The organism is Pseudomonas putida (assembly GCF_030159595.1).
Taxonomy (GTDB): Bacteria; Pseudomonadota; Gammaproteobacteria; order Pseudomonadales; family Pseudomonadaceae; genus Aquipseudomonas; species Aquipseudomonas putida_AC.
In genome coordinates this window covers 1-226 of the sequence record NZ_BSKJ01000072.1, presented here as the reverse complement: position 1 = coordinate 226, position 226 = coordinate 1, and the positions used below count along the sequence as shown (strand labels likewise).

The 226-nt window shown below is 64.2% G+C and carries 1 protein-coding gene; it reads left to right on the top strand.

Annotated elements, in window-relative coordinates:
* Positions 1-226: aldehyde dehydrogenase family protein (locus QQL85_RS26555; RefSeq protein ID WP_284368802.1), on the top strand; the 226-nt coding region annotated here is incomplete at both ends.

Here is a 226-nt window from a genome sequence, read left to right as displayed (position 1 = left end):
GGTCGCAATTGGCCCCGGCCAAGCGCAAGGCCAAGCTGATCCGCTTCGCCGACCTGCTGCGTAAAAATGTCGAAGAGTTGGCGCTGCTGGAAACCCTGGACATGGGCAAGCCGATCGGCGACGCCTCCAGCATCGACATCCCGGGTGCCGCCCAAGCCATTCACTGGACGGCCGAAGCGATCGACAAGGTCTACGACGAAGTCGCCCCGACCCCGCACGACCAGCT